This is a genomic window from Nocardiopsis chromatogenes YIM 90109 (assembly GCF_000341185.1).
In the GTDB taxonomy this organism is placed as follows: Bacteria; Actinomycetota; Actinomycetes; order Streptosporangiales; family Streptosporangiaceae; genus Nocardiopsis_A; species Nocardiopsis_A chromatogenes.
Map to the genome: position 1 here is coordinate 1 of NZ_ANBH01000002.1, position 2,917 is coordinate 2,917.

Genomic DNA, 2,917 nt, shown 5'->3' on the forward strand with positions numbered 1-2,917 from the left:
GGCGTGGGCCGGGTGCCGCGGAAGCGGGCGGCCCCGCCTTCGAGGCGGCGGAGCGGCCCGTCCCCACCGGATGGCGGACCCACCGGGAGGGGGACTGGCTCGCACTGCGCCCGGCCGCGCACCGCCTGCCCGACCAGGGGTGGAAGATCCACGTCTCCGCCCGCCTGGACAACGCCGAATCGGTCCTGGCCCGGGTCTGGGACCTGTGCGTCGACCGGGGGCTCGCCTTCAAGTTCGTGCCCACGCGCCCCCTGCTGCACAACCGCAACGCCAAGTACGCCGACCGCGGCTCCAGCGGGAAGTTCATCACCGTCTACCCCGCCGACGAGCGGGAGGCGGGCGCCGCGGCGGCCGCGCTGGACGACCTGGTGGGCGGCGAGCCCGGCCCGTACATCCTCAGCGACCTGCGCTGGGGCGCCGGACCGGTGCACCTGCGCTACGGCTCCTTCACCCGGCGGTACTGCTACGACGAGCACGGGGACGCGGTCCCCGCGCTGGAGCGGCCGGACGGGACCCTGGTCCCCGACCGCCGCGGCCCCGCCTTCCACCTGCCCGACTGGGTGGAGGCACCCGACTTCCTCCGGCCCCACCTCGCGGCCCGCACCGCCGACACCGTCACCGGGCTCCCCTGCACCGTCGAGCGGGCCCTGCACTTCTCCAACGGCGGCGGGGTCTATGCGGGACGGGACAAGGCGACCGGGGAGCCGGTGGTCCTCAAAGAGGCCCGGCCGCACGCCGGTCTGGCCGCCGACGGCGCGGACGCCGTGGAGCGCCTGGAGCGGGAACGCGCCGCGCTGGAGCACCTGGCGGGGCTGGACTGCGTCCCCGGGGTCCGGGGCGCGCACGATGTGGGCGGGCACCGCTTCCTGGTGCTGGAGCACATCGAGGGCAGGCCGCTCAACTCCTTCCTCTCCCGGCGCCACCCGCTCATCGGGGCCGATCCCGCCCCGGAACGGCTGACCGCCTACGCACAGTGGGCCATGCGCCTGCACGGGCGGGTCGAGGAGGCCGTCGCGGCAGTGCACGGGCGCGGGATCGTCTTCAACGACCTGCACCTGTTCAACGTCATGGTGTCCGAGGACGAGTCCGCGGTGGTCCTGCTGGACTTCGAGGCCGCACGGGCCGCCGAGGACCTGGCGCGCCAGACCGTCGCCAACCCGGGGTTCGTCGCCCCCGCCGACCGGCGCGGCTTCGACGTGGACCGCTATGCCCTGGCGTGCCTGCGCATCTCCCTCTTCTACCCGCTGACCAGCCTGTTCGCGGTCGACCGGGCCAAGGCCGGGCACCTCGCCCAGGAGGCGGCGCGGGCGTTCCCCGACGCCCGGGGCTTCCTGGAGCACGGAGCGGCGGAGATCCTGCGCGACGCGGACGGCACGAGCGCCGGACGCCCGGTCACCACCGGGGAGGAGGCGGCCCGGCCGGCGGCCGCCGGGGCGGAGCGCGACGGCGCGGGCGCCCCCTTCCCGCCGGTCGCGCCCGGCGACTGGCCGCGCAGCCGGGAATCCATGGCCGCCGCCGTCCTGGCCTCGGCCACGCCCGACCGCGACGACCGCTGCTTCCCCGGCGACATCGCCCAGTTCGCCACCGCGTGCGGTGGCCTGTCCTTCGGCCACGGCGCGGCGGGGGTGCTCTACGCCCTCACCGAGAGCGGCGCCGACACCGGCCCCGACGCCGAAGAGTGGCTGCTGCGGCGCGCCAAGGAGCCCGGCCCCGGATCACCGCTGGGGTTCTTCGACGGGCTGGCGGGCCTGGCCTGGACGCTCGCCCGGCTGGGGCACCGCGCGCCCGCATTGGAGCTGGCCGACAGGGTCCTCGGGGAGCCGTGGGAGGCGGCGGGGGCCGGCCTGCACGGGGGGACGGCGGGCCTCGGCCTCGTCTTCGACTCCCTGGCCGCCGACACCGGCGAGGCGCATCTGCACGCGGCCGCGCTGCGCTGCGCGGAGCTGTCCGCGCAGCGGGTCCTGTCACAGCCCGACGACCGGCGCCGCGCCGGGCTGCTGTACGGCGCCTCCGGCGCCGCCCTCCTGGGGATCAGGCTCTACGAGCGGACGGGGGACCCCGCCCTGCTCGACACGGCCAGGCGCGCGCTCCAGGCCGACCTGGACCGCTGCATGACCGGCGTCTCCGGCGCCCTCCAGGTCGACGAGGGGTGGCGGACCCTGCCCTACCTGGGCGAGGGGAGCGTCGGCATCGGCATGGTGGTCGACGACTACCTGGAGCACCGCCGGGACGAGGCCCTCGAACAGGTCCGGCCGCAGATCGTCCGGGCCGCACAGAGCCGTTTCTACGCCCAGCCCGGCCTGGTGCGCGGGCAGGCGGGGATGGTGCTGTACCTGAGCCGCACGACCGCCCCCGCATCCCCGGCCGCTCCGTCCCCCGGCGCCGCCGCGCCCGCCGACGACTTCGGGGGTGCCGGGTCCCCGGACCCGGCGCGGGCGCTGGAGCGCCAGATCGACGGCCTCTCCCTGCACGCCATGCGCTACCGGGGCCACCTCGCCTTCCCCGGCGAACAGATGATGCGGCTGTCCATGGACCTCGCCACGGGGACCGCGGGCTGCCTCCTCGCTCTTGCCGCCGCGTGCGGCGACAAGCCCACCGGGCTGCCGTTCCTTCCGCCGCTCCGGCGGAGAGAGGCGGCCTCGGGCCCGGTCGGGACAACCGAATAAGGAAGCGTTCCCCCGACCCATCACCGTTCACCGCGCACGACGCGCGACTACCACGAAAGGACCGTGCCATGAGCCTGCTCGACCTTCAGACCCTGGAGCCCGCGGCGGACGAGGCCCTCACCGGAGGCGGTGGCGGCAGCGAGGCCAGCCTGCTGCTCTGCGGTGACAGCAGCCTGAGCCTGACCACCTGCCACTGAGCCATCCCGCGGGCGTAGTGCCCGCAGCCGTGCGTGGCCGCCTGCGGCGGCCAC

The 2,917-nt window shown here is 76.1% G+C and carries 2 protein-coding genes; both read left to right on the plus strand.

The genetic code is table 11. From position 1 onward, the window contains the following. On the plus strand, positions 1-2,666 hold a 2,666-nt coding region (gene lanKC / locus D476_RS31655; protein WP_017621961.1), incomplete at its 5' end, for a class III lanthionine synthetase LanKC. A 68-nt stretch (positions 2,667-2,734) separates the two neighbouring features. Next, positions 2,735-2,863, plus strand: a complete 129-nt coding sequence (locus tag D476_RS0100160) for a SapB/AmfS family lanthipeptide (RefSeq protein ID WP_017621962.1) — start codon at positions 2,735-2,737, stop codon at positions 2,861-2,863. Positions 2,864-2,917: the final 54 nt, after the last annotated feature.

Coding starts and splice junctions, on each gene's coding strand:
- D476_RS0100160 (WP_017621962.1), top strand. CDS start 2,735: ATGAGCCTGCTCGACCTTCAGACCCTGGAGCCCGCGGCGGACGAGGCC.